At 37.8% G+C, this 26094-nt stretch carries 27 protein-coding genes and 1 other RNA gene; 21 read left to right on the top strand and 7 right to left on the bottom strand.

Annotation, left to right across the window (positions count from 1 at the left end):
* Window positions 1-14 precede the first annotated feature (14 nt).
* Both iadA and OZZ83_RS05135 read left to right on the top strand, forming a co-directional pair.
* Complete coding sequence (gene iadA, locus OZZ83_RS05140) at window positions 15-1199, top strand: beta-aspartyl-peptidase (RefSeq protein WP_002310168.1); 1185 nt, start codon at window positions 15-17, stop codon at window positions 1197-1199.
* A gap of 111 nt (window positions 1200-1310) precedes the next feature.
* Window positions 1311-1514 (top strand): CsbD family protein, encoded by a 204-nt coding sequence (locus tag OZZ83_RS05135; protein ID WP_278023417.1) that lies wholly within the window; start codon window positions 1311-1313, stop codon window positions 1512-1514.
* Window positions 1515-1615: 101 nt separating this feature from the next.
* Here the strand turns inward: OZZ83_RS05135 and OZZ83_RS05130 are convergent, their stop codons facing one another.
* A complete protein-coding gene (locus tag OZZ83_RS05130) occupies window positions 1616-2278 on the bottom strand; it encodes an ABC transporter ATP-binding protein (RefSeq protein ID WP_002291026.1) in 663 nt (220 codons plus the stop codon).
* Window positions 2279-2290: 12 nt separating this feature from the next.
* Entirely contained in the window at window positions 2291-3787 is a 1497-nt protein-coding gene (locus OZZ83_RS05125) for an ABC transporter permease (protein ID WP_278023416.1), read from the bottom strand.
* Between the two features lie 547 nt (window positions 3788-4334).
* On the opposite strand from OZZ83_RS05125, the gene OZZ83_RS05120 reads away from it, so the two are divergent.
* The 7 genes from OZZ83_RS05120 to OZZ83_RS05090 all read left to right on the top strand — a co-directional run bounded on the left by OZZ83_RS05120 (window position 4335) and on the right by OZZ83_RS05090 (window position 11064).
* The gene (locus tag OZZ83_RS05120) at window positions 4335-6014 is read left to right on the top strand and encodes a ribonuclease J (protein WP_002287130.1); all 1680 of its coding nucleotides are present in this window, start codon (window positions 4335-4337) and stop codon (window positions 6012-6014) included.
* Window positions 6015-6138: 124 nt separating this feature from the next.
* Complete coding sequence (locus OZZ83_RS05115) at window positions 6139-6618, top strand: YbaK/EbsC family protein (protein ID WP_002310173.1); 480 nt, start codon at window positions 6139-6141, stop codon at window positions 6616-6618.
* Between the two features lie 213 nt (window positions 6619-6831).
* Entirely contained in the window at window positions 6832-7512 is a 681-nt protein-coding gene (locus OZZ83_RS05110) for a metal-dependent hydrolase (protein ID WP_002310175.1), read from the top strand.
* A 7-nt stretch (window positions 7513-7519) separates the two neighbouring features.
* Window positions 7520-8851 (top strand): DRTGG domain-containing protein, encoded by a 1332-nt coding sequence (locus tag OZZ83_RS05105; RefSeq protein ID WP_002310176.1) that lies wholly within the window; start codon window positions 7520-7522, stop codon window positions 8849-8851.
* A gap of 14 nt (window positions 8852-8865) precedes the next feature.
* Complete coding sequence (locus OZZ83_RS05100; RefSeq protein WP_002291016.1) at window positions 8866-9828, top strand: DHH family phosphoesterase; 963 nt, start codon at window positions 8866-8868, stop codon at window positions 9826-9828.
* Window positions 9829-9939: 111 nt separating this feature from the next.
* Window positions 9940-10278 (top strand): zinc ribbon domain-containing protein YjdM, encoded by a 339-nt coding sequence (locus tag OZZ83_RS05095; RefSeq protein ID WP_002310177.1) that lies wholly within the window; start codon window positions 9940-9942, stop codon window positions 10276-10278.
* Between the two features lie 78 nt (window positions 10279-10356).
* On the top strand, window positions 10357-11064 hold the full coding sequence (locus OZZ83_RS05090; RefSeq protein WP_002310178.1) for a zinc metallopeptidase: 708 nt from the start codon (window positions 10357-10359) through the stop codon (window positions 11062-11064).
* A 157-nt stretch (window positions 11065-11221) separates the two neighbouring features.
* Here OZZ83_RS05090 and OZZ83_RS05085 read toward each other — a convergent pair whose 3' ends face one another.
* Window positions 11222-12712 carry a helix-turn-helix domain-containing protein gene (locus tag OZZ83_RS05085; protein ID WP_002310180.1) on the bottom strand — a complete coding sequence of 497 codons (1491 nt, stop codon included), beginning with the start codon at window positions 12710-12712 and terminating at the stop codon, window positions 11222-11224.
* A 318-nt stretch (window positions 12713-13030) separates the two neighbouring features.
* Between OZZ83_RS05085 and OZZ83_RS05080 the strand changes: the two genes are divergently transcribed.
* The 3 genes from OZZ83_RS05080 (at window position 13031) to OZZ83_RS05070 (ending at window position 15426) form a co-directional block, all read left to right on the top strand.
* Window positions 13031-13567, top strand: a complete 537-nt coding sequence (locus OZZ83_RS05080; RefSeq protein WP_002310182.1) for a TetR/AcrR family transcriptional regulator — start codon at window positions 13031-13033, stop codon at window positions 13565-13567.
* Window positions 13568-13644: 77 nt separating this feature from the next.
* Window positions 13645-15015, top strand: coding sequence for an RsmF rRNA methyltransferase first C-terminal domain-containing protein (locus tag OZZ83_RS05075; RefSeq protein ID WP_002310183.1), 1371 nt, complete (start codon window positions 13645-13647; stop codon window positions 15013-15015).
* Window positions 15016-15090: 75 nt separating this feature from the next.
* Window positions 15091-15426 carry a hypothetical protein gene (locus OZZ83_RS05070; RefSeq protein WP_002291007.1) on the top strand — a complete coding sequence of 112 codons (336 nt, stop codon included), beginning with the start codon at window positions 15091-15093 and terminating at the stop codon, window positions 15424-15426.
* Between the two features lie 81 nt (window positions 15427-15507).
* Here the strand turns inward: OZZ83_RS05070 and OZZ83_RS05065 are convergent, their stop codons facing one another.
* Window positions 15508-16365: a helix-turn-helix domain-containing protein gene (locus OZZ83_RS05065; RefSeq protein ID WP_278023415.1), complete on the bottom strand. Its 858-nt coding sequence runs from the start codon at window positions 16363-16365 to the stop codon at window positions 15508-15510.
* A gap of 106 nt (window positions 16366-16471) precedes the next feature.
* Here OZZ83_RS05065 and tadA point away from each other — a divergent pair, with 106 nt between their 5' ends.
* The 6 genes from tadA (at window position 16472) to OZZ83_RS05035 (ending at window position 20845) form a co-directional block, all read left to right on the top strand.
* A complete protein-coding gene (gene tadA / locus OZZ83_RS05060) occupies window positions 16472-16987 on the top strand; it encodes a tRNA adenosine(34) deaminase TadA (RefSeq protein ID WP_002310186.1) in 516 nt (171 codons plus the stop codon).
* A 21-nt stretch (window positions 16988-17008) separates the two neighbouring features.
* An RNA gene (gene ffs, locus OZZ83_RS05055) (signal recognition particle sRNA small type) lies at window positions 17009-17095 on the top strand.
* Window positions 17096-17312: 217 nt separating this feature from the next.
* Window positions 17313-18698, top strand: coding sequence for a bifunctional metallophosphatase/5'-nucleotidase (locus tag OZZ83_RS05050; RefSeq protein ID WP_002310187.1), 1386 nt, complete (start codon window positions 17313-17315; stop codon window positions 18696-18698).
* 36 nt (window positions 18699-18734) lie between these two features.
* Window positions 18735-19412 (top strand): YutD family protein, encoded by a 678-nt coding sequence (locus OZZ83_RS05045; RefSeq protein ID WP_002310188.1) that lies wholly within the window; start codon window positions 18735-18737, stop codon window positions 19410-19412.
* 7 nt (window positions 19413-19419) lie between these two features.
* Window positions 19420-20184, top strand: a complete 765-nt coding sequence (locus OZZ83_RS05040) for a TIGR01457 family HAD-type hydrolase (protein WP_002310189.1) — start codon at window positions 19420-19422, stop codon at window positions 20182-20184.
* Window position 20185: 1 nt separating this feature from the next.
* On the top strand, window positions 20186-20845 hold the full coding sequence (locus OZZ83_RS05035) for a TIGR01906 family membrane protein (RefSeq protein ID WP_002310190.1): 660 nt from the start codon (window positions 20186-20188) through the stop codon (window positions 20843-20845).
* A gap of 26 nt (window positions 20846-20871) precedes the next feature.
* Here OZZ83_RS05035 and OZZ83_RS05030 read toward each other — a convergent pair whose 3' ends face one another.
* Both OZZ83_RS05030 and OZZ83_RS05025 read right to left on the bottom strand, forming a co-directional pair.
* On the bottom strand, window positions 20872-21381 hold the full coding sequence (locus OZZ83_RS05030; RefSeq protein WP_002290997.1) for a phosphatidylglycerophosphatase A family protein: 510 nt from the start codon (window positions 21379-21381) through the stop codon (window positions 20872-20874).
* A gap of 111 nt (window positions 21382-21492) precedes the next feature.
* Window positions 21493-22491, bottom strand: a complete 999-nt coding sequence (locus OZZ83_RS05025; RefSeq protein ID WP_002310191.1) for an NAD(P)/FAD-dependent oxidoreductase — start codon at window positions 22489-22491, stop codon at window positions 21493-21495.
* Window positions 22492-22701: 210 nt separating this feature from the next.
* Here OZZ83_RS05025 and OZZ83_RS05020 point away from each other — a divergent pair, with 210 nt between their 5' ends.
* A complete protein-coding gene (locus OZZ83_RS05020; protein WP_002310193.1) occupies window positions 22702-23286 on the top strand; it encodes a peptidylprolyl isomerase in 585 nt (194 codons plus the stop codon).
* A 75-nt stretch (window positions 23287-23361) separates the two neighbouring features.
* On the opposite strand, the gene OZZ83_RS05015 is transcribed toward OZZ83_RS05020, so the two are convergent.
* Window positions 23362-24555, bottom strand: coding sequence for a MalY/PatB family protein (locus tag OZZ83_RS05015; RefSeq protein ID WP_002310195.1), 1194 nt, complete (start codon window positions 24553-24555; stop codon window positions 23362-23364).
* Window positions 24556-24618: 63 nt separating this feature from the next.
* Between OZZ83_RS05015 and OZZ83_RS05010 the strand changes: the two genes are divergently transcribed.
* Both OZZ83_RS05010 and OZZ83_RS05005 read left to right on the top strand, forming a co-directional pair.
* On the top strand, window positions 24619-24999 hold the full coding sequence (locus OZZ83_RS05010) for a CvfD/Ygs/GSP13 family RNA-binding post-transcriptional regulator (protein ID WP_002290989.1): 381 nt from the start codon (window positions 24619-24621) through the stop codon (window positions 24997-24999).
* 75 nt (window positions 25000-25074) lie between these two features.
* Complete coding sequence (locus OZZ83_RS05005) at window positions 25075-25437, top strand: hypothetical protein (RefSeq protein ID WP_002310196.1); 363 nt, start codon at window positions 25075-25077, stop codon at window positions 25435-25437.
* Window positions 25438-26094 lie beyond the last annotated feature (657 nt).

Raw genomic sequence — 26094 nt, 5'->3', positions numbered from 1 at the left:
AAGAGGAAAAATGTATGAAGATCATCCGACAAATTGAAGTGTTTGCACCAGATTACTTAGGAAAAATGGACGTATTGATTGCCGGTGGGAAGATTTTGGCTGTAGAAGAACAGCTAGAAGGCGGCTACGAAGGAGTAGAAGTAGAAGAACTTTCAGGTGAGGGGAAAGTACTGACTCCAGGTTTCATTGACTGTCATTTCCATATTTTAGGCGGAGGAGGAGAAGGCGGTTATCAAAACCGAACACCAGAAGTTACATTAAGTCAATTGACTACAGCTGGTGTAACGACAGTTGTCGGTTGCTTGGGAACAGACGGAGAAGGTCGTGATATGACTGCTTTGATCAGCAAAGCGAAAGGACTTGAAGCAGAAGGAATCTCTACTTATGTGTACGAGGGTTCGTACCGATTGCCGGTAAAAACAGTAACAGATTCGATCATCAAAGACTTTTTAACAATCGATAAAATCATCGGAATCGGAGAAATCGCAGTATCCGATCACCGTTCTTCTCAGCCAAGTTTTGAAGAGTTCGCCCGTGCAGCAGCAGACGCTCGTGTAGGAGGCATGTTGTCGGGAAAAGCTGGGATCATCAATGTCCACTTAGGCGGAGGAAAAAGAAAGCTAGAGTTATTGACACGAATTGTAGAAGAAACAGAAATTCCGATCACACAGTTTTTGCCTACTCATGCGAATCGTACACCAGAATTATTTGAAGCTTGCGTGGCATTTGCTAAACGTGGCGGCACGATTGACTTCACCGCTAGCGAAGATCCTGATTTTTGGGAGAAGACAGATGGGGAAGTGCGCTTCAGTAAAGCACTGAAACGATTGATTGAGGAAGATGTTTCTTTAGATAATTTCACGATGACCTCAGATGGACAAGGAAGCTTGCCTTATTTTGATGAAAACAATCATTTCCTAGGGCTAGGAGTAGGAAGTGCTAAGGCATTGCTAGTAGGGATCAAAGAAGCTGTGCAAAAGGAAAATATTCCTCTGGAAATCGCCTTGCGAGCTATAACCAGTAACCCAGCACGTATATTGAAATTGGATAAAAAAGGAAAAATTGAAATTGGCGCAGATGCAGACTTGTGTATTTTGGACAAAGAAACGCTTGATATCGATACAGTTATTGCTAAAGGAGAAATAATGATCCAAGAAAAAGAAGTCAAAGTATGGGGAACTTTCGAAAAAAGTTTTTGATTCACTATCTGACGCATCCTTTTTTAGAAAACGAGCGTTCTGTTTGTCTGTATCTGTTGTTGATGTTACCCTGAAAGTAGATCAATAAACAAATTAAGAGGAGGAAACACAATGGCAGATTTAAAAGGACGTTCTAAAGACATGAAAGACAAAGTAGTCGGTAAAGGAAAAGAAGCATACGGCAAAGCAATAGACGACAAGAGCAAAGAAACAGAAGGAAAAGCACAATCACTAGGTTCTGATATCAAAGAAAAAGCTCGTGATTTGGGCGATGAAATCAAAGACAAATTCTCTCGAAAAGATGAAAACAAATAAACAACGTTCATTACTAAATGAATCAAGCAAATAGAAATCCGAACCGTATCTGCTTCATATAGATATGGTTCGGATTTTTTGTTTGAACGTTATCCTGTTTTTTAAACTTCTATTTTTTGAAATTCTTTATTTTTTAGTTCAAAGACTTCATCGCAGCTTTTTGCTACTTCGACCTCATGGGTCACGATGATAATACAGCGATTTTGTTCATGGGCGATTTCTTGGAAAAGTTTAACGATATCTTGTGATGCGGTCTCATCCAGATTCCCAGTAGGTTCATCAGCTACAATCAGTTGATGTTCGCAACAGATAGCACGAACGATAGCGACTCGCTGTTGCTGACCTCCTGAAAGTTTGGTCACCTGTTTTTTTGCTAATACTTCATCAATTCCTACACGAGCTAGTCGATCTAAAGCAACTTGACGATAATTTTCTTGTTTGGTTTTAGTAATCTCCATTGCTGTTATGACATTGTCTAGAGCTGATAAATAAGGAAGCAAGTTGTAAGCTTGGAAAATAATCGAGACATCATTTTGACGAAAACTTCTTAACCCGATTTTGTTCAGTGAACGATCCTGATAGTATACCTTTCCTTCTTTTGGTGTATCTAATCCGGAAATAAGCGAAAGAAAAGTCGTTTTTCCAGAACCACTTGCTCCTAAAATAGCGTACATTTTTCCAGCTTCGAAATTCAGTTCTACATCTTTATAAAGCGCATCTTGCGGATCTTGATACCAAAATCCCAATTGTTCTGTCCGTAACATCAAATTCCTCCTTTAATTTAATAGGATTTTTCTTGGGTTTAACCTTAATATCCCTATAGAAGCTAAAAAGACAGAAAGCAGGCTGATTCCAAATGCTACTCCGGCTAGTAGTCCTAATTGTGTAGGTTTGACATTGATTTCCAATTCGCTGACTTGATCAGAAACAGCAAATGGATTATTCGTGTTTCCTTGCTGACCACCACGCTGACCGCCTTGTTCGTTACCTGGCATTTGTCCACCGCCAGGAGCTTGTTGGTCTTGTGTCGTGGTTTCTGTCTGTTGGTCAAGTAGCTGCTGCCCCACGGCATTCGCGACGACGTTCCCGCTAATCGAAGCAACTCCTAATGCAAGGATCATACAAATAGCAACTTCGGTAAACAATTGGAGAATGATTTTACTTCTGGATTCTCCTAAAGATAACAAGACGCCTAACTCATGCCGACGCTCCCGGATGGTAATCATAATAATAAGAGTAAGTATGATAATGCCGGCTACAGCCACTAGTAAAACAACATTTTTAGAAAAACTTGCCACATTGTTTAAAGGTTCCAACATTGACTGATACATGGAATCATTTGTTTGTAAGCTAAATGTATCTGTGTCGATCAGCTTCTCTGCTTTTTCGAGAAACTCATCCATTTCATCTGGATCAGATAGAGTGTAAATAGCAGAATCTATCGTGTTATCGTCAGATGTCCCATTTAATTCATTTGCAAAAGTATAAGAGGTGTAAAGTGTATTCGACGGATCCATGAAGTTGAATTTCATACCCATACTGCTACTTGTTTCGCTAGATTCATAAATTCCTTTGACCGTCATTTCATAAGTGGTATCTTCATCTTCAGTACTCGTGATTGTGAAAGTATCTCCGACTGTCAGGTCATTTGCTTCTGCTAGCGTAGAATCAATGACTACGTTGTTTGTGCCTTTGTCGCTGTCATCTATTCCTTCACCATCCGTGATTTTTGCTGTTCCATCAGAAAAAGTACTATTTTGTGCAGTTGCTGACACACCGCTGATTTGGAAATCTGCTTGAGTCATTTGCGGATTTCCGCCCATTCCTCCGGCAGGACCACCGCCTGCATCGGTAGTTTCTGAACTGTCTTCACTTGAATCAGAACTAGTGATGGCAGTTATTCCCTCTTTTGCCATAGCTGAGGCGGAACTTTCAAAGGAATAGCTTTTTACATTATCTAATTTAGCTATTTTTTCCGCGTCCGTTAAGGATACTGGGGTAAGAGAAAAACTGCCCGGATCTGGACGTTCTTCAGCGGTAGAATTGCTTGAAGAAGTTTGTTCCTGTTTTTTAAATGAAGCTTCTCGATTGGCACTTAAAGTCACTGTTGCTCCAACTTCTTTTTGTGCTTGATTCGCTGCTTCTTCTGCAGCGCTTCGAATCGTGAGGCCAGCTAGCACAAAAATAAGAATGGATGTGAACACGGCAAACAATAACAATGAACGTCCCCATTTTACTTTTGTACTTTTCCATGCACGTTTCATAAAATTCATATCTTGCATCCCTCCTAGTAGATGCATTTGATAATAGACAACCAATCTTAAAGCTAGCTTAAATCTTATGCTGTTTGCACATCATCAACACGAGGTTCTGCATATATAAAAAGTCACTATAGTTATTGCAAAAAATGTGGTAAAATGAAAAAAGTATGTTTCAAACCGACGAAGAAGAGATGAAAGAGAAACAGCAAAAGAAATCCTAGATGTTACAGAGGAATTTTCATTTGTTTAGTGATTCTAACAATTGCTGATACTAGCGATTTAGTTCATTTGTTGTATAATAATGGGGAACAGCCGAATACTCATATAAGTATTCTGGCTATAGCGTTTCGCAAAAGATCCATTTTGTTAATGAAGTATATCCAAAATAAAATGCCCAACCAACTGTCAGAACGCGGATGTGCTGGTAATTTTCCTGCTGATTCTCCATAAGTTGAGAACTAGTGATTTTGCATGTGCTTCATTGGAATGGCTCGTAAATTTAGATAAAGAAGAAAATCGACATCTTTAAACTTGGATGTCATAAGAAGAGGTGAAATTTGTGAGTACCATTAAAATTATCCCATTAGGCGGCGTTCGCGAAAATGGAAAAAACATGTATGTCGCAGAAGTGGGCGAGGATATTTTCATATTAGATTGTGGGCTAAAATATCCTGAAAATGAGTTGTTGGGGATCGACGTCGTCATCCCAGATTTTACGTATTTAGAAGAAAACATTGATCGTGTAGCTGGTGTCTTTTTAACACATGGGCACGCAGATGCGATCGGGGCGCTTCCCTACTTGTTGTCGAAAATTTCTGTACCAGTATTTGGAACGGAGTTGACGATCGAGTTAGCAAAATTGAATGTCAGTCGTAACGAAGCAGCCAAAGGATTTAAGGATTTCCATGTGGTAGATGAGCATACAGAAATCGACTTTGGTGAAACAGTAGTGAGCTTTTTCCGTACCACTCACACGATACCAGATTCAGTGGGGATCAATCTGAAAACAAAAGAAGGTAGTATCGTTTATACGGGAGATTTTAAATTTGATCAAACGGCTATCCCGATGTATCAAACAGATTATGCACGATTGGCAGAAATCGGCAAAGAAGGAGTCTTAGCTTTACTGAGTGAATCGGCAAATGCAGAGAATCCTCAACCAGTAGCTTCTGAAGCTCAGATAGCAGATGAAGTATTTGATACAATCAAATATTGGGAAGGACGCATCATCGTCGCCTGTGTAGCAAGTAATTTGCAACGAGTGCAACAAGTATTGGACGCAGCAGAAAAAGCACAACGAAAAGTTGTCTTGACTGGTCAAGATTTTGAACGAATTATTCGAACAGCGATGCGTTTAGAAAAACTTCAATTACCAAGTGAAGATTTACTTGTTACATTGAAAGACATGAAAAACTATGATCCAGAAGAACTGATCATTTTAGAAACTGGCCGAATGGGTGAACCCATCAAGTCTCTGCAAAAAATGGCAAACGGCACACACCGTAATGTCAAGATCGAAGAAGGCGATTTGGTTTATATCACTACTACGCCAAGCATCGCGATGGAAACAATCGTGGCGAAAACGGAAGATATCATTTATCGAGCTGGTGGAACAGTGAAATTGATCTCTGAGAATATGCGTGTTTCTGGTCATGCCAATCCTAATGATTTGCAATTGATGATCAATTTGATGAAGCCGACATATTTTGTGCCAGTTCAAGGGGAATATCGGGAATTAGCTGCTCACGCAGATTTGGCTCATGCAGTAGGGATGCCTTACAAAAATATCTATATTACTGGACGCGGAGATGTGCTGGAATATAAGAATAAGCGTATGAGTGTTGCAGGAACTACAAGTGCAGAAAATGTAATGATTGATGGTTTAGGCATAGGCGATATCGGAAACATTGTTTTACGTGATCGGAAAATCTTATCAGAAGATGGGATTTTCGTAGCGGTTGTCACTATCAGCCGAAGAGAGAAGAAAATCATCTCAAAACCTCAAATCACTTCACGAGGATTCGTTTACGTAAAAGCTAGCCGTGATCTGATGAAAGAAAGTAGCAATATGATTGAAACAATCGTTGAGAAACACTTAGAAAGCAATGATTTTGAGTGGAGCAAATTAAAGCAAGACATTCGTGATCAATTAGGTCGTTACTTATTTGAACAAACAAAACGACGTCCTGTGATCTTGCCAGTCATTATGGAAGCTACTCAACGTCGAAATAAGAAATAAACAAAGAGTAAGATGGCTCTCCCTATAGAGTGCTCGTCTTGCTCTTTTTTTGAGGGAAACAAATGATTTTTGAATACAGTATCCTTCGCTTTATAATAAACGATAGAATAAAGGGAGTGGATCAATGATGAGTCAAACAAAAGTCGAACGTTATTTAGAAGAACAAAAAATCAGCTATCAACCACTTGATTTTAGTCATATAGTAGAGGGATCTTTCACAGAAGAACTACTAAAAAGAGGGATTGATCCAGCTTTGATATGTAAAACTCTCGTAGTAAAAGGGAACAAAACTGGGGTGATCATCGCATTGATTCCTTTGAATGATCATTTAGATTATAAAAAAACGAGACAAGTGACGAACGATCGTAAAGTCGGTTTTCCTGGGATGGATTTTGTCTTAACACATACCGGATATCCTCACGGAGCGAATACCCCTATTGGAATAAAACTCGCACATCCTGATTATTGTTTTTTAGCAGACAGTTCTTTAAAAGAAAAAGAAGAAGTGATTGTGTCGAGCGGTGAAATCGGGAGAAGCCTCCAAATAAAAGTAACTGATTTAGAAAAAATCGTCCATCCTATTTACGCTGATTTAATTAGTTAAGTGACGAGAAGGGGAGCCAAGCAGAGAGCTCAAACTTGAGATTATATCTGCTTGGTACTTGGTGCATCCTGTATTATCTGTTACAATTGCTTTGTGCATACTGTACTATCAATCCAATGAAAATATATTTATTAACTATATTTTTTCATTGATGTGCAAGTAATGAAATCGGTTTTAATAAAAAAGATACAGAGAAAACGTGAGGTGTAGAATATGAAAATTACGTATCATGGACATTCTTGTTTAACGATTGAAATGGAAAATGGCCAACGTGTGATGATTGACCCGTTTATTACAGGAAACCCGTTGTCAGATTTAACTGCAGAAGAAGTAAAGACAGATTGGTTGCTGATTACTCATGGACATAGTGACCATATAGGAGATATGATTCCTATTGCAAAAGAAAATCAAGCCACGATTATTAGTATTGTTGAGATTGCTGATTATGCAAATAGCAGAGGAGTAGATTCTTTCGGTATGAATATCGGCGGAAAACATGCATTTCCATTCGGCACAGTAAAATTCGTACATGCACAGCATAGTTCAAGCTATGAAGTAGACGGTATCGTTCAGTATATGGGTGAGCCTAGCGGAATCATTATCCAAGCAGAAGGCAAAACGATTTATCATGCAGGAGATACAGCTTATTTCAGTGATTTAGGATTGCTTGCAGAAGAGTTCGATATTGATGTTGCTTTCTTGCCGATTGGTGATAACTATACGATGGGACCAGAGGATGCGGCTCGGGCTGCACAAACAATTCGTGCCAAGAAAGTCGTTCCAATCCATTTCAATACGTTCCCTGTCATTGAACAAGATCCTGAATCTTTTGTAGCATTACTGGAAGATAGCGAAGGAAAAATAATGAGCGTCTCGGAAACGCTGGAAGTGTAGGCAGAAAATGGCGACAAAACATGATTTAATTTTAGAATATATTGAAAGTTTACCTGTGGGCAATCGAATTTCTGTAAGAAGCATCGCAAAAGAATTGAATGTCAGTGAAGGAACAGCGTACCGTGCAATCAAAGATGCGGAAAATGTCGGACTAGTTTCAACGATTCAACGAGTAGGTACGATCCGTATCGAACGTAAATTAAAAAAACATATTGAACGTTTGACATTTGGCGAAGTCGTCAGGATTATTGAGGGGGACGTTTTAGGTGGCTCGGCAGGATTAGACAAGGTCTTGAATAAATTTGTCATTGGTGCGATGACTAAACATGCCATGGAACGCTATATTACACCAGGATCACTGATGATCGTCGGCAATCGGGCGGAAGTCCAAAAATTAGCATTGGAAGATGGCGCTGCAGTATTGATCACAGGAGGATTCAATACGACTACTGAGATTGCAAAGCTAGCCGATGAACTTGAAATGCCAATCTTGCGCACTTCTTATGATACATTTACAGTCGCTACCATGATCAACCGAGCGTTAAGTGACCAATTGATCAAAAAAGATATCATGCTTGTTAGCGATATCTACATGCCGGCGGAAAAGACACATTATTTGCATCAGATGGATACGATTTCTGATTATCAACGTTTGTCAGAAGAAACGCAACATTCACGTTTTCCAGTCGTTAATCGCCATCACCGTTTGATGGGGATCGTTACGGCAAAAGACGTTTTAGGGAAATCACCAAATCAGATCATTGATCGAGTGATGACGAAAGAACCAATTAGTGTAAAGAAAACAATGAGTATTGCTTCTGTTAGTCATCAAATGATCTGGGATGGGCTGGAGGTCATGCCGGTCGTCTCCGATGACTTGACATTGGAAGGCTTGATTACCCGGCAAGATGTAATGAAAGCGATGCAGCTTGTCCAGCGACAACCGCAGATTGCAGATACGATTTCAGATCAGATATCTGGAAATATCCATACGATTGATACCGATCGTGAAGGGAATCGTTTGGAAAATCCTAAGTTCAAATTTGTAGTGACACCACAAATGGTCAATGGTGTTGGAACCATTTCTTTTGGCGTGCTTAGCGAAATCATTTCTGATGTCGCACAAAAAACAATGGTGATGAACCAAAAACGAAACATCTTGATTGAACAAGTGAACCTACATTATTTGCGGCTGATCCAATTGGAAAGCGAGTTGGACATTCGTCCACGTGTATTGGAAATCGGCAGACGTTCCGCTAAATTGGATATCGAAGTATTTATTGAAAATACCATCGTTTCCAAAGCAATCGTTGTTTGTCAAGTAATGGAACGTTCTTAGAAAGCAGGAGTGAAATGACAGTACAGCAAGAAATAGTAGATACAATAAAAAAATACGATAAAATCATTATCCACAGGCATTTGCGCCCTGATCCTGATGCGTTAGGATCACAAGTAGGATTAGCCGAACTATTACGGGAAAGTTTCCCAGAAAAAGAAATACGACAAGTAGGTGAAACGATTGAAGGTCTTCGCTTTTTAGCAGAAATGCAAGAAGTTGAAGATGCCTTTTATCAAGGAGCGCTAGTCATCGTGACCGATACAGCTAATTCACCTAGAATCAGTGATCAAAGATATCAGTTAGCAGAAAAGCTGATCAAAATTGATCATCATCCCAATGATGACCCTTATGGAGATCTTGTGTGGGTAAATACAAAAGCAAGCAGTTGTAGTGAGATGATTGCAGAATTTGCTTTGATGTTTCCTGAATTATTTAAGATGAACGTGGAAGCTGCACGGTTGCTTTATGCGGGAATCGTCGGAGATACAGGGCGCTTTTTGTATCCCTCCACGACGTCCCGTACATTAGAGATTGCATCGATATTGAGAAATTATCCATTTGATGCAAGTGCTTTGAATAGAGAGATTGAGCAAATGCCGATGAAAGTCGCTAAACTTTCCGGTTATCTTTATCAAAATATCCAGGTGGATGAAAATGGTGCAGGAAGAATAATCCTTCCGCAAGAAATTCTTGATAAATATGGCATCGATGATTCAGAGACGGCTTCAATCGTTTCTCTTCCTGGAGTGATCGACGAAGTACTAGCTTGGGGTATTTTTGTTCAGCAACCTTCAGGACATTACCGCGTACGCTTACGTTCTAAGGGACCAGTCATCAATGAGTTAGCGAAACGCCATCATGGGGGAGGCCACCCATTAGCAAGTGGTGCGAATGCAAAAGATTTAGCAGAAGTAGAGGAAATCTATAAAGAGATTCAAGACATTTGCCAATCGTATAAGAGTAGAGAAACGAAGTAACAACTTCATTCGAAAACGTTCCTTTTGTGGTAAAAATCACAAATGTATCTTTTCAACATCTTCTTTTTCCGTTACAATAGTGCTCACTAAAGATTTTAAAGGAGAAAGAAGATGACATTACCAAATTGCCCAGAATGCGGCTCAGAGTACACATATGAAGATCGAGGTTTGTTGATTTGCCCAGAATGCGGGAACGAATGGAGCAAAGAAGAGCAAAAAACTGTCACAGAAGACGGATTAGTGGTATTAGATGCAAATGGAAACCGTCTGTCAGAAGGTGATAGCGTGACAGTGATCAAAGATTTGAAAGTAAAAGGTGCATCAGGTGCCATTAAACAAGGAACGAAAGTCAAGAACATCCGCTTAGTAGAAGGCGACCATAATATCGATTGCAAGGTAGAAGGATTTGGACCGATGAAACTGAAATCGGAATTTGTGAAAAAGAATTAAAGAATATTCAAGGTCTTTTCACATTCTTTTCTTGCTACTAATGATAAAATAAAGGAAACAAAAAGGAGTGAAACGACAATGTATGGTTATGGAATGTATGGTTTTTTAGATCCGACATTTCTTTTGGTCATTCTTGGATTAGTCATTTCCGGAATTGCGTCAGCTTATGTCAATAGTACTTTCCGCAAATATGATCAAGTGAGAAGCAAAAACAACGTGACTGGTACACAAGCAGCACAATATATATTGCAAAGCCAACAAATAAATGATGTTGGCGTTCAACAAATTGCCGGAGATCTCACAGATAACTACAATTCAGGTAATAAGATGCTGAGCCTGTCTCAAGCGACTGCACAATCTACTTCAGTTGCTGCGATAGGTGTAGCAGCTCATGAATGCGGACATGCGGTTCAAGATGCTTCGGGGTATGTCCCATTGAAGATCCGTGCGGCACTTGTTCCCGCAGCTAACTTTGGTTCGATGATTTCGTTCCCATTGATTATGGTAGGTGTATTGCTTAGTTGGAACTCTACGTTGATCAATATCGGGATTTTTGCTTTTTCTTTAGCGTTACTCTTTCAATTGGTGACATTACCAGTTGAATTCAACGCATCTCGTCGAGCAATCCAAATTTTGAGTGAGGGCGGACTGCTGACGGAAGAAGAAGTACCGATGGCAAGACACGTATTGTTTGCAGCGGCATTGACTTACGTTGCAGCAGCGCTTTCGACATTCCTTCAGCTGTTGCGCTTGATTTTATTGTTCGGCGGCAACCGAAGAGATTAACATAAAGAGGCTGGGACAGAAGCGTTTAACTCCAAGAAATAAGAAGGAATTCACGAAAATTGCTTTTCAAATTTTTGTGAATTTCAGCTTATTTCCGAAGGAGTTGCTTCTGCTTCCGCCGTTTATACGTGTTTAGAGCGTGAGACAAAAGTGTTCTTTACTTTTGTCCCACGCTCTTTGTTTTATTCTCATATCTTTTTTTCATATACAGTTCTTGAATCGCTTTTATCAACTCACCGAATAATACTGTATCGTGGTTTGTATCTAGATAGAAAGTTTCCGTTTCAGCTGATATTTTCTCATGTTGATCTGTAATAATCAAATCAGCATGTTTAGGACATTCGATAATCTTGATTGCTTCATTGCGAAATAGTTTCTGTAAATGATCTTGCAGATGGTAATTCCCTGTGAATGGTTTGGTTATCTGCAAGTGGATGAGTAATTGTTCTTTCATTTCTGTTTGTAATAAGTGTTGGATCAATTGAATAAGGTATTGACTTAATTGAACTTTTTTTCTAGAGTTTGAAAAAATTGTGTCGATTTTTTCTCTTAATTTTTTTTCCTGTATAAAAGAAGCCGTTTGATTGGAGGTAGTTTCTGGAAAACAGAGTGTAGAAAAGCTACTGCTAGATTCACCTAACAGTTCCAAAAGAATAACTGCTAGTACGAGAAAATAAAAATAGATCGGTTTTTTGTCTTCCAAATGATTGATAGGAAACTGTTGAGTTAAGTAAGTCATCAATTGATCGACTTGTTGGCAAATAAGGTTTTTGCTTGTGGAAAATAAGAAACCAATCACCTGTTTTTGTTGGAATGAAATTTGATTTGGAAAAAAACAATAGAAAAAATAATTGAAGTAGGCTCTTTCCGTTTCTACCTCTTCACAGGGATAAATCGCTGAAAAAGAAGTAAAGCATTCTGAATAATCATGTGTACGCTGCAACAAATCCATTAATTCAGTAATTTCAGGAGAAATTTTCGAAAAACGTGCCTGTTGTCTGTTACGACATATGAATAAAGCAAGTAATAAATAGATGTTTTTTTCTTGTTTTGGATTTTTTTCTCTGTGCTCATCCTTACTTTTCTTTTTTAGTGTATTTAATTCAAGAGAGGAAAACGGCCAATCGTCTCCTTCGAATGTATCTGAAAGAAAAAAATAAAGATAAAGGCGGATAGATAATTCGTTTCCTTCAAGAACACAGCAGTTTTGTACAGATACGATCCTTAAATGGAATTTATTTAATGAATGATTGAGTTGTTTTGTCAGCTTTTCGAGATAGGAGGGCGATATATAAAGTTGTTCAAGTAAATACTTTTTTGGTACAGCAGATTGTGGATAATTAATCAGCAACATTAAATAATTAAAACGATTGGATTCTTGTAGGTAGCGTAATCTTAACTTATAAAATACAGCTAGCTTTTTAGACTGATCGGTTTCTTTGGTGTAGATCTCTCCTTTATGGTTAGAATAAATAAATTCCTCCATCAATAAAAATTGCTTGAGCGAAAAATTTACTTTCCGAATCAACTCTTTGATTGTTCGTTTTGGAATATGCAATTCATTGGCTAATTCCTGTAAAGAACAATTTTTTTTTTGAATGACCCTGTGCAGAACAAGCAACTCTTTTTTTCTTGCTTCAATTAACATAATAGCCTCCTTTTATTCTGTTTTTGTATATAGTTAGACAAAAACTGTGAGTGGAAAGTCATTTCAGTGTGTGTTATTCTTACAGAGTATCGCCTTTTGTTTGTATATATTGTTATTTAAATCTTGTTATCACCTTGTTTATTCTATTGTTTATTTCATAGGGCGTTTTGTCAAGGTTTTCTTGTATCATAAGTAAATATACTTGATTTTTAATGGATATATCTAAAGTGATTATGAAGATTATCAGTGATTATTTCACTTTTTTTTAATTTTGTACGTTATTTATTAGAGGGTAGATGAAGAGGGACGGTGGTAAGAATGATGGGGAGAGTAACAAATTATAGTAAAGAATATTTGCTGTTCAAAAGTATGGTATATGTGGAAGAATATGGAATGAAATCAATTACTGCAAGAGATTTGGCGGATTTCTGCGGGTGCTCTACATATCCGATTTATACACATTTCAAATCGATCAGCGGGTTAAAGGAGAAAATATTAGAAGAAATCACTGTTTGCTTTGAACGATACTTAGCTGAATGCAATTCCAATGATGTTCTAAGCACAGTCTACTTGCTGAAAGATTTTTTTTCTATCCATGAAAGTATCCGTGGAATCATTGCAAAATCTGAATTAGACATGAATTCGCTATTTAAACGGCCATTTTTCTCATACATCAAAGGCCACACGAAAATCAAAGAGGAAAAGTTGCTTGAATTGCTTTGGCTTAATGCATTGGGAAGTTTGAGCTCAGATAATTTTTCTCAAGATTTTTTTGAAACGATGAACGCTGTTTGGGATAAAAATGAGGTGACGGATGAATACTTGGAAAGTATCTTAAAGGAACAGTTATCTTAGGAAGCAACATGAAAAAGTAGATCAGCCACCTTTATTTTTCGTAAAAAAGATTGTAAAATGTCTAACGAAACATTTGAATGAAGGAGGAAGCTACAACGTTACCACAGCAATTTATCAAAAAATATCGTCTTCTTTTAGGAGAAGAATCAACTGAATTTTTTTGCGCACTTGAGCAAGGAAGCGCAAAAAAAGGATTTCGGTGGAACCCACTAAAACCGGCAGGATTGGCTATGGTTCAAACTTACCATAGCGAAGAATTGCAACCCGCTCCCTACAGCAATGAGGGATTTCTTGGCACTGTGAATGGAAAGTCTTTCCTCCATCAAGCTGGGTACGAATATAGCCAAGAACCAAGTGCAATGATCGTTGGAACAGCTGCTGCAGCAAAACCAGGAGAAAAAGTGTTGGATTTGTGTGCGGCTCCCGGCGGTAAATCGACCCAATTAGCTGCTCAAATGAGAGGCAAAGGGTTGTTAGTGTCAAATGAGATATTTCCGAAACGCGCGAAGATCCTATCAGAAAATATAGAACGATGGGGAGTTTCGAACGCAATAGTGACAAATCATGCACCTGCAGAGCTTGTTCCTCATTTTTCCGGTTTTTTTGATCGGATCGTGGTTGATGCGCCTTGTTCAGGGGAAGGGATGTTCAGAAAAGATCCGAATGCAGTAAAAGAGTGGACAGAAGAATCTCCGCTACACTGTCAAAAACGTCAGCAAGAGATTTTGTCTTCAGCAATAAAGATGCTAAAACATGAAGGGCAGCTGATCTACTCTACCTGTACGTTTGCACCAGAAGAAAATGAAGAGATTATTAGCTGGCTTGTAGAAAATTATCCAGTAACAATTGAAGAAATCCCTTTGTCTCAAACCGTTAGTTCAGGACGTCCTGAATGGGGAAGCGTAGATGGTTTGGACAAAACAGTACGTATATGGCCTCATGAAAATCAAGGAGAAGGGCATTTTGTCGCAAAGTTGACTTTTCATGGACAAAACCCAACACGTAAAGAAAAGAAAGTACGTAAGAAACGGAAAGAAGAATTGACAAAAGAACAGGAAAAACTTTGGACGGAATTTTCAATGGATTTCCATTATGAAATCACTGGGAGACTTTTAGTGTTCAACGATCATCTTTGGGAAGTTCCTGAGTTGCTCCCTTCTCTTGATGGTTTGAAAGTCATGCGTACAGGTTTGCATTTAGGAGATTTCAAAAAGAATCGATTTGAACCTAGCTATGCCTTAGCACTTGCTATGAAAAAGACAGAAAACATCCCTTGTTTGTCGATCACTCAAAAGGAATGGCAATCTTACACAGCAGGAGAAACATTTCAACGTGATGGGGATCAAGGATGGGTTTTATTAGTATTGGATAAGATACCTGTCGGTTTTGGTAAACAAGTAAAAGGAACAGTAAAGAACTTTTTTCCTAAAGGATTAAGATTTCGCTGATTTCGATGAGTGGATTAGTTCGTTTATTTTTTTGTCTATGCTATGATTGAAGTAGATAAAAAGGAGCTGATACTTATGAAAACATCAACAAAAGTAACAATTGGATTAAGCGTAGCAGCCGCTGCCAGTGTAGCGACAGCAGTCGTCGTATCGGGAAAAGTAATGGAAAAGATCCATCATATGACTACTCGGACAAAAGTAAAAAAATTCGTCCACGACAAATTCGATGGAAATGAAAAATTGATGGAAATCGTAGATGATCTGTCAGATAGTGACTTGGATTCTTTGATGGGGATGTTAGCAAAAATAAAATCAGGAAAAAAGAAAATCTCTGTTTACGGTGATTCCATCAAAGACTCAACCGAAGACGTAAAAGATCGGCTTATGCATTTTGTTGAAAAAATGATGTAAGAGAAACTAGCTTTTGAACACTATTCATTTGAAATAAGGGGTTGTGACAAAATTTATTGTCATAACCCCTTTAACTTATCTTTAATCATGCTCATGAATCAATAAAAGGTAGCAAAACAGTAAATCATTGGCTTTTTTTAGATTGAAACCTGATTGTTCTTGAAATTTTTCGATTCGATATTTTAGCGTATTCCGATGAAGAAACAGCGTTTTTGCAGCAGAGCTGACATTACCTAATTCATTCCATAATTCTTGAATGATCTCTTCCATTTCATTTTGTTTGATCAGTTCTATGTAACTTTTGATCAACGCACTATCTTTCATGACATCTTTTGTATAGTAATGTAAAGCAACATCTTGCATAGAAAAAGTACGGTTGTGAGTATAGAGATTGTTTTGCTCTGTTAAAAAAATTCTTCTTTCTTCAGCAAACAAAGGGACAAGGTCGCTACCTGGTGAATGAAAAGAACCAACGAATACAGATGTTGTCGTATCAAAATCAGCATCTAAAGATAGAAAAATACCATTGATCTCAGCAGCATCAAGATAATCACAATTTTTTTGTTCGATCAAGAGAGCATCAGTGTCTGTATAAAAGAAGAAATCAGCAGAATAGCGAAATAATTCCAAAATAGTATCTTGCCATTCTTTTTTTAAGAATTCTCCTTTCGATTCGACGTGAAGCTGGATCAAACGAAAGCTTTTTTCTTGGATGCAAGAAGCATCTTTAAAAAGATAGTGATACCACGGATGTTTTTTTTGATCGCTGACTATAGGGAATAACGCTTTCAAAAGACTAGTTTCTTGTTGGGATAGTGAATCACTTTTAATCCAAATAAAAGCATCATCAACTGCAAAAGAAAGGATATCAGCTTCTGACGCTGGACAGTTTTTTTTCTGTGCTTGTGGGTAAAGAGCAAGTAATTTATTCATTTTCATCTTGTTCACCTCTTGTATTTATTTTACCATAGAAAAAAAAGTTAGTTACAGCCTTTTTGTCATATGCTAAAGTAAAACAAGAAAAAACAAAGGCAGGGAAGGTTAATTGGTTAATACAAATCTTGATGCAGTAGATAAAGAAAAATGGATGCGCCTTGCATTGGCAGAAGCAAAAAAAGCAGAAGTGCTCCATGAAGTTCCGATTGGAGCAGTGGTTGTATTAGAGGGAGAAGTGATTGGAAAAGGATATAACCTTAGAGAAACGACACAAGATGCTACTACACATGCAGAAATGCTTGCAATCAAGGAAGCCTGTGAAAAAGTTGGAAGTTGGCGCTTAGAAAATGCGTCGCTTTTTGTTACCTTGGAACCTTGCCCTATGTGCAGTGGCGCGATGATTTTGTCTCGTGTAGCAGAAGTTTATTTCGGTGCATATGACCCGAAAGGCGGAACAGCCGGCACTTTGATGAATCTTTTGGAAGACGAACGATTCAACCATCAAGCGTATGTAGAAGGCGGCATTTTAGAAGACGAATGCGGAAGGGTTTTGACTGACTTTTTCCGAAAGCTACGTCAGCGAAAAAAGAAATTAAAAAAAGACTGGTCAACGAATGAAAAATAAGGTATACTATTCTTTGCCGAAAGGCTAGGACAATGGTGGGCTTGTGAAGCGTGTCAGGTCTGGAAGGAAGCAGCACTAAGCAGGTTCCGCCATGTGTCTGATTATAATGAAACGACGACAGACTTTCGGGTCTGTTTTTTTTATTTCTAGAAATAATTAGGCTGTAAAACTGAATAGTTTTTCGTTCTTTTAGCCAGACTATTTTATCGAATATTATACTTATGTAATTTGCTTCGAGACAGGAAAAGCTCTGAAATGGAGCTTGTTTCAATGGAAGAAAAAGCTGCCTGTGGTATGATGAAGATAAAGAGAGGCGAGAGGACACATGGAAAAAATAGTGATTTTACATACGAATGATCTGCATTCACATTTAGAAAATTGGCCAAGGATCAGAAGATTCTTAGATCAGCGTAAACGAGAAAACGAAAAGAAAGAAAATACGACAACGATTGCAGTCGATCTAGGTGATTTTGTGGATCGTTGGCATCCATTATCAGAGGCAACGAATGGACAGGCGAATATCTTGCTGATGAATGAAGTTGGTTATGATGCAGCGACGATAGGAAACAATGAAGGCGTAGGAAATTCCAAAGAAGATCTAAACCACTTATATGATCATGCTGAGTTTGATATCATCCTTGATAACTTGTTTGATAAAAATACGTTGCAGCCACCGATATGGACGAAACCGTATAAAATCATTACAACGAAACACCAGACAAAAATTGGCTTGATTGCATTTACTGCCCCGTTCCCGCTTACGTATAATCCAAATGGCTGGGACATACGCAATCCATATGATATTTTGCCGGAATTAGTCGAAGATTTACGTCCACAAGTGGATGTTTTAGTTTTGATGAGTCATCTCGGGATTCAAGATGATTTACAAATTGCAAAAGAAATACCAGCAATTGATGTTATTTTAGGTTCGCACACCCATCATTTATTCAGAGAAGGTCATGTAGTCAACGATGTCCAAATAGCAGCAGCTGGCAAATACGGTCAATATGTAGGAGAAGTCCATTTAACCATCGATGAAGAAAAAAAAATCCTTAAGCATTCGGCCAAAGCCATCCCTACAGAAACAATGACAGCTTTTACAGAAGATGAACAAGAGGTAAACGGTTACTTAGAACAGGGGCATGAGCTGCTAAAAGAAAAAGAAGTAGCGGATTTGCCGTTTTCTTTAAGCCTAGATATCTTCAGTGAGCATTCGTTTATCCAAGTAGCCCTTGAGGCGGTAAAAGAACGAGGAAAGACGGACGCCGCAATATTAAACAGTGGTCTGTTTTTAACTGAAATTCCAAAAGGTCGGGTCAACCAGGATCAGCTTCACACGGCATTGCCGCATCCAATGCACTTGCTGAATGTCACATTGGGTGGAAATGATCTGATTCGTTTAGTTTTAGAAATAGAAAAAAATCGTCAGTTTTTACGTAACTATCCGATGAAGGGAATGGGATTTCGCGGCAAGATTTTTGGACAGATGGTCTATAATGGAATCATGTATGACTCCGTTAACCATCAAGTTTTTTGGAAGAATAAGCCAGTAGATCCGACTAAAAATTATACTTTTACTACCGTCGATCATCTAATGTTTGTCCCATTTTTTCCAACGATCGAAATTGTTGGAAAAAATGAATTTTTGTTTCCTGAATTTATCCGAAGCGTGGTAGGAGATTACTTGAAAGCTCACTACCCAATCAAATAAAAACAAGGTATAATAAAAAAGATAGGTGGTGAACGCATGTCTGCAAAACAAAATGAACAGCAGAACGTTGAGCATAAAACAGAAATTGCTAAGAAAAAATCATCAGCTGAACAGGAAACAACAGTCACAGAAGAACTGACAGCTGCTTTGGAAGAAATCGTCGAGGAGCCGAAAGCAGAAAAAGTCAAAGGTGAAGTAGTGACGCTGTTAGATGACAGTAATTTTTTGGTAGGCGAAAGACATTATCGGCTTGTGTCCGATTATCGTGAAGGATTTAATGCAGAAAAACTGGGAGAACGATACAGTGATGTACTAGCCCGATATGATTATATCGTAGGAGATTGGGGTTATGAACAACTACGTTTAAAAGGATTCTTCCGAGCGGATAATCGACGGGCGCATCCGGATCAGCGAATTGATTCATTGGAAGACTATCTTTACGAATATTGCAATTTTGGTTGTGCGTATTTTGTCATCGAAAGAATCGGCGGTAAAAAAGAAAAGACAACTCAGCGCCGAAAAAAGAAAAAAAACCATAATCGTGCGTATATCGATGAGAAAAAAGGACCAGTCACATCTAATCGTAAAAAACCGGTTATTAAAAATCGAAAAACAGAGTCAGCAAAAACCTCTGAAAAAGTAAAAAAACAAGAACAATCTAATCAAGTGGAAAAAACAAAAACAGCATTTACGATAAGAAAAAGGGAAGAGTAGTGGATGAATGGACTATAAAGGATATTTAATTGATTTAGACGGGACGATTTATCGCGGGACGGAACCTATACCGGCAGGGAAACGGTTTGTGGAAGAATTACAAAAAAGGAAATTGCCTTTCTTATTTGTTACGAATAACACGACTAAGTCGCCAGAAACAGTGGCTAATCGTCTAGCAGATGAGTTTGACATTCATGTAGCACCAGAAACAGTTTATACAGCTACTTTGGCTACAATTGATTTCATGAAAGCAGATGGAAAAGGAAAAAAAGTGTATGTTATCGGAGAAGCCGGATTAATTGACTTGATTTTAGCTGCCGGATTTACATGGGAAGAAGAGGTTCCTGACTATGTAGTAGTAGGGCTAGATAATTATTTGACCTATGAAAAGGTCGTCAAAGCAACTCTTGCTATTCAAAAAGGGGCTACTTTCATTGGAACGAATCCGGATAAGAATATCCCTACAGAACGTGGTCTTCTTCCTGGAGCTGGGTCAGTCATCTCTTTCGTCGAGACAGCAACCCAAACTCCACCAATTTATATCGGAAAACCAGAAGCAATCATTATGGATAAAGCCGTTGAAGTATTAGGTCTGCAAAAAGAAGAAGTAATCATGGTTGGAGATAACTATGAAACAGATATCCAAGCAGGGATACGTAATAATATCGATACTTTGCTCGTTTTATCAGGTTTCACAAAAGAAGAAGATGTACCTGGGCTGCCTATCCCAGCTACCTTTGTGAAACGATCATTGGATGAATGGAGCTTCTAATATGAAAAATTCGAGATGGCGGTGGTTGGAATATGCCGGATTATTCAGCCTGTTTCTGACACTGATCAGTTTGGCAGTTGGAGTGACGATCAATTTTCGACCGCTGTATGTATTTGATATCGGACATTTGCATATTTTGGATTATACTTCTTTAGACCAAGAGACATTACTGAAAAATTTTGATCACCTGATGAATTATCTTAATAATCCCTTCCAAACAGTCCTCAGTTTGCCGGACTTTCCAGTTTCTGCTAGCGGAGCTCATCATTTTTATGAAGTGAAAATTTTGTTTTTAGTGGATTATGCTGTATTTTTCATCACTCTGATCCCAAGTATTTTGTTTATCAGATATTTGCAAAAGAATGATCGTCTTTGGCGATTGATTCGTCCGTTTCAGATTGGCATGTTGCTGCCAGTCATTTTTGGTTTTTTCATGATGATTGGATTTGATCGCTTTTTTATCCTTTTTCATGAAACGTTTTTCAACAACGATGACTGGTTATTCGATCCTGTAACTGATCCAATCATCAATGTACTTCCAGAAGAATTTTTCATGCATAGCTTTATCTTGTTCTTTGTAGTATTAGAAGTATTTTTTGCTATTTTTCTTTTCTTAGGGAAAAATAGTTTGAAACAAACAAAAAAGAAAGAACTCGTCTAAATAGACGTTTTCTTTCTTTTTTTGATTTATTGAGTAAGTCGACTTCTTTTTTCTGGTTCTTTGTGTGCTAATCGACTGGCAGCAGCAGCAGCGATTGCTCCAACGATATCATCTAAGAAGGTATGGACATGAACGCCATCGTGGCTGTTTAGTTCTTTTAAAATACCCGGTTTCACTTTATCGATATAGCCATAGTTCGTAAAGCCAATCGTACCGTAAACATTCACGATTGATAAAGCTAAGATCTCATCGATACCGTAAAGACCTTCGTCATCTTCGATAATGTGTTGCAACGGATCCATCAATCTTTTCTTTTCTGCTAATATATCTAATTGGATTCCGGTGATAATGGCGTTATGTACTTCACGTTTTGTTAATACGCTGTTGACACTTTCAGTACAATCTGCCAAAGTCAAATCAGAAATATAGTCTTTTTGTAAAAACATGACAAGTTGTGCGATATCTTCTACAGTTACGCCACGTTCTTTCAATAGTTCTCTTGCCTTTTCTTCTAAAGTCTCAGTTTTGACGACCATATTATTGCTCCCCCTTTATTTTTTCTTTCTCTATTTCATGTTAACGGAACATGAAAAAAATGCAAGAAACTGCTTTCGGATCTCGCTTGAAATGCAGAGGAATCTAAAAAATCAACTAGGCCGAAGATTTTTATCATATAAGCTTGTGCTGTGACCAGGCTGAGTCCGTTCTTTTGGATTAATGTAGTGTAAAGCATTGTTCACTGCGGTAGGTGCTTCACCGAGCCCAGTAGCAATCAGTTTCACTTTTCCTTCATAGGTACAGATATCACCAGCTGCATAAACACCTGGAATAGAAGTAGACATATCTGATTTTACAGTGATGGCATTTCTAGTACTATCAAGTCCCCAAGAAGAGAGATGTTCTAAATTAGAAGTGAATCCATAATTGACGATCAGAGCATCAATCATCAAATCAATTGTTTCATCGCTCTTCACTTTTTTTAAGCGGATGTCTGACAGTTCTCCAGCGTTGCCAGACAATCCATCGATTAGATATGGAGTAAGCAAGTTGACAGTTGAAGACTTCAAACGCGATACGCTATGTTCATGCGCACGGAATTCCGGACGACGATGGATCAGGTAAACTTCGCTTGCAATAGGCTCCAACATCAATGCCCAATCGATAGCAGAATCGCCGCCTCCAGCAATAGCAACTTTTTTTCCGGCGTATTTCATCAAATCATTTACGAAATAATCCAATCCGTGGTTTTCGAATGCTTCAGCATTATCTAAATTCAATTTTCTCGGCTGGAATGAACCATTCCCTAAAGTTAAAATGACTGCTTTAGAATAATGTATGCCTTTATTTGTAGTGATCTCGATAACTTCGTCTTCACGAGTAAGCGAGAGAACTTCTTCTTTTAAATGAAATGTATGATTAAAAGTAGTTAATTGTTTTTCTAATTGATCGATTAATTCACTTGCTTTGATTGCTGGATAACCTGGGATATCGTAAATATATTTTTCAGGATATAATGTTGCTAATTGACCACCAAGTTGAGGTAGACTGTCAATGATTTTTGTTTTAGCTTGGCGCATTCCTGCATAAAAAGCGGCAAACATCCCTACAGGACCTGCACCGATAATTGTAATGTCATAGATTTCCATAAAAAATTCCTCCCTTTTCACACTATAGCAGAATTTAATTGAGAATGCTTCTCAAAAATATTTGAAGTTGAAATGGTCAGTCATAGAATTTATTCATGGAATGCAGGCAGTGATGAAAAAATAAAGAAAAACAAATCTAGTATTTTTACGGAAGGTTAGGTATTATGTTATTATTATTTATGAAGTATGCAAATAATAGGAGGAAACAATATGGGATTCCCACAACTAGATTTAAAAAGTGAAAAAGGACCAAAAGCTGTTATCAAAACAAACCGTGGTGACATTACTGTCCAATTATTCCCTGAACTAGCACCGAAGACGGTTCAAAATTTCATTGAACTTTCCAAAAAAGGTTATTATGATGGCGTGATTTTTCACCGTGTTATTCCTGATTTCATGATTCAAGGCGGCGATCCAACTGGAACAGGAATGGGTGGAGAAAGTATTTATGGAGAAAGTTTTGAAGATGAATTCAGTCGTGAACTGTTCAACCTTCGCGGAGCTTTATCTATGGCAAATTCAGGTCCAAACACAAACGGAAGCCAATTCTTTATTGTAAATAACACAAATGTGCCAGCTAATATGCTTGGACAATTGGAAGGTGCTGGATTCCCATCAGAAATCATTGAAGCGTATAAAGGTGGCGGAACCCCTTGGTTAGATTTCCGACATACAGTCTTTGGACATGTACTGGAAGGAATGGATACAGTAGATGAAATTGCAAATGTGCAACGTGGTCCGCAAGACCGCCCTGTACATGACATAGTGATTGAAACAATCGAAATTTCAGAATAGTTTGGTATGATACGGAGTATTTATAGAAAAGGACGAAACCTAGTAAGGTCTCGTCCTTTTACTTTGATAACTGATTTATTCGGTTGTTTCTAAAGCGTGCTTGATTCGATGAAGTCCTTCTAGTAAAGTTTCTTCTGGACAAGCAATATTCAAGCGCATATGTCCATGACCGGAAGGACCAAATGTGATACCAGGATTTAATACGACTTTTCCTTTTCTCACTAGAGTATTCTCTAATTTCTGGTCGTCTGAAATATAAGCGGTAAAATCCAACCACATTAAATAAGTTCCTTCAGGGCTCATTATTCTCACTTTCGGAAGATGCTGTTCAAAAAACTGATTAACTGTTTGAACATTTTTTTCTAGATAAGGAATCAATTGGTTTAACCATTCTCCACCGGTCTCATAAGCCGCTTGAGTCCCAATCAAACCAAAAGTGTTGATTTCGTGCTGTTGATTCATCACTAGATGTTTTTCAAATTTAGCTTTCAGCTCTGGATTTTTGATAAATACCATTGAATTTTTGATTGCAGCTAAATTGAAAGTCTTTGTTGCAGAAGTAAAGGCAATGAGCAAATCGTCCAAATCGGGATTAATCGTCAGCATGGAAGTAAATGTATGATCGAATAAAGTCAAATCTTGATGGATTTCGTCACTAAACAGAAACACTCGATGTTTTAAACACAATTCGCTTAACTGTTTCAATTCTTCTTTGCTCCAAACGCGACCTCCTGGATTATGAGGGTTGCACAAGATCATTGCTTTTACATTGTTTTCTTCTATTTTTTTCTCCATGTTAGAAAAGTCCATGACAAAATGATTATTTTTTTCTAGCAAAGAGCTTCGAACAATGTGACGTTGATTTGTTTCTATAATAGAGGAAAATGGAGGATAAACTGGGTCATGAATCAAAATAGAATCGCCTGGTTTTGTAAAAGTTTGTACTGCTGCAGCTAAACTAGTCAACACACCACTCGTAAAAACAATATTTTCTTTCGTCAACTCAACAGCATGGCGTTGACGTTCCCAATGAATGATAGCCTGATAGAGTTTATCAGATAGAGTGGCATAACCAAAGATTCCGTGTTTGATGTATTCACTAAACGCATTAGCTACCCCCTCGGGAGATAAGAAATCCATATCTGCTACCCACAAAGGAAGTAAATCATCCATTTGATATGTCTCGGCAATCGCGTCCCATTTTACACTTTCTGTATCTTTTCTTGAAATCTTTTTATCAAATTCGATCATCTCAATACCTCCAGTCATTTTCGTCGCTTCTTTTTTTGCGCTATTTACAGTATAATGATAAATGCGAAGAGAGGGAAGTAGATGACTTATAAAATTGGACAAATAATTGAAGGAAAAGTAACAGGGATACAGCCTTATGGGGCATTCGTCTCTCTTGATAATGAGACGCAAGGACTTATTCATGTTTCGGAAGTACAATCCGGTTATACGAAAAATATCCATTCATTGTTAAAAGTCGGGCAGCCAGTAACCGTTCAGATCATCGACATTGATGAATATTCCAAAAAAATCAGTTTATCTTTAAGAACATTAGAAAAAACAAATCCAGCTGTTCCTTATCGTAGAAAAAGATATTTCACGAATAAAAATCGTAAAATCGGTTTTGCCACTATTGCGGAGCAGTTACCTATTTGGATAGAAGAAGCGTTATCTGAATTAGAACGGAAAGAAAATAAGAAATAAAAAGTGTGTATTTTTTCTGAAAATGTGCTAGAATTTTTATGTAAGCCATAGAACAAGGTGATCGAGGTGGAAATTTTGGCAAGCAAAAGAGTTGCTGGTACAATTATGTTGCATTTGGAGGATGGTTCTAAAAAATTTTTGGTCCATTCAATTGATGACAAGTTGGAATTTGCGTTAGCGGAACTTTCTGAAGGGAAGACTGGTTTAGCGAATATACTTAATTTCTTAAAAGAAATAGTTCATATCGATGTTAGCAAGATTAGTTTGATGGAATTGACAAATACACATATTAATCAGGAAAATGTTCCGTTGTTTGTCTTTGAGACTGAACAAAAGAATCAAAGAGAAGAATTAGGCGAAGGATATATTTGGGAAGAACCAGGTCAAATGCGCTCTGTTCTTGGAACTTACGAAGTAGAGGGAGTGCCTTTCTTCTAAAATACAGATTAAGCGAGCAAAGAAGTTTGAATTTTTTTCAAACTTCTTTTTTTTATTGTTTGATCCAAAAAAGACAATGAAATGTTCTGCTATAGATAATTTTTTAGTGCATTTTGTTTTCAAAATATGTAGAAAACGGTTGTATAACGAATAATAATAATTGATCGAAAAATCATTTCACAAAGTAATGCTTAATTTATAGTTGACCAAGGAAGAAATACATGATAAATTTAACAGCGTTGATTCCGAAGTGGACGTTATATCACGTTTCTGAAAAAACTTAAAAAATAGTTATTGACATGTTTATGATGACATGATAAGATAACTGAGTCGTTAAAAAAGAACAGCTTGCGAAGCTTGATTCTATCGAAAAAAACTTCAAAAAAGTTCTTGACAAATAACAAACGACAAGTTATGATAAATGAGTTGCTGAAAGATTTCGAAAAACGAAATCGAAAAAACTTTTAAAAAAGAGTTGACAATCACTTGTCACTCTGATATGATATAAAAGTTGCTACGGCAGCCAAAACAAATCGGAAAAACATTTCCGATGAAGTAGACCTTTGAAAACTGAACAAAGTAAGACAAACCAAATGTGTAGGGCGTCTTGATTCAATTCAAGACAACAAACATTTTTAACAAGCAAGCAATATGCTA

It is taken from the genome of Enterococcus sp. E5-162 (genome assembly GCF_035725965.1).
Lineage (GTDB): Bacteria > Bacillota > Bacilli > Lactobacillales > Enterococcaceae > Enterococcus_B > Enterococcus_B lactis.
This window is presented reverse-complemented; position numbering and strand designations above follow the sequence as displayed.